Origin of the sequence: Alcanivorax sp. UBA3183 (assembly GCF_002364155.1) — a bacterium.
GTDB lineage: Bacteria > Pseudomonadota > Gammaproteobacteria > Pseudomonadales > Alcanivoracaceae > Alcanivorax > Alcanivorax jadensis.
In genome coordinates this window covers 160345-160966 of sequence record NZ_DEXN01000047.1, presented here as the reverse complement: position 1 = coordinate 160966, position 622 = coordinate 160345, and the positions used below count along the sequence as shown (strand labels likewise).

The 622-nt window shown below is 60.9% G+C and carries 1 protein-coding gene; it reads right to left on the bottom strand.

The genetic code is table 11. The features are described 5' to 3' along the window. Nucleotides 1-47: 47 nt before the first annotated feature. Nucleotides 48-506 carry an MOSC domain-containing protein gene (locus tag B3Q33_RS15300; RefSeq protein WP_272963060.1) on the bottom strand — a complete coding sequence of 153 codons (459 nt, stop codon included), beginning with the start codon at nt 504-506 and terminating at the stop codon, nt 48-50. Between the last annotated feature and the right edge of the window lie 116 nt (nt 507-622).

Sequence of the window (622 nt, the reverse complement as noted above, 5' to 3'; positions counted from 1 at the left end):
GAGCCACTGGCGGGTGGCGGCGATAACGGTTTCCGGTGTAGTGGTATTCATGGGGCCTCAGTCTTGATGCTGTCGCCCACGCGAACCACGCCGCTGGACAGGATTTCACAACGCAGGCCGCCTCGCCCCAGCAGGGCCTTGACCACCTGGGGAGGTGTCAGGTCTCCGGCCAGCAGTTTGCCCACCACGGAGCAGGGTTCGCATAGTTCGATGCCGCGCAGGCGGATATCGCCGAGCAGAAATTCCCGGCCCTCCAGGGCATTCAGGTCCACCCCCTCGGTGAGGACATTGCGGCGCAGGGTGTGTGATTCAACCTGCTGTTGATAATCACGGTTGAAGGCAGCGATGGCTTCGGATTCGATCAGGGTAATCTGTTCGGCGGGTTTTGCATTGCGTTTGTAATGCCGGTCGCCAACGATGCCGCACCCGGCACGTAGCTGCACGGCGGGCTGGCTTTCCACAGGGCCGCGGGATTCGCTGGCAGTGTAAAGGGCGAGGATTTTCATGGGGCTCCTGGGTTGAGGCCGGAGGCTAACACAGACATTCAGGCAACAGTCTACCAAAACGCGCTTGAATCCACCGTTGTTAAGGGGGCGATAGCCGTTGGAGCCTTGCTCGCAAG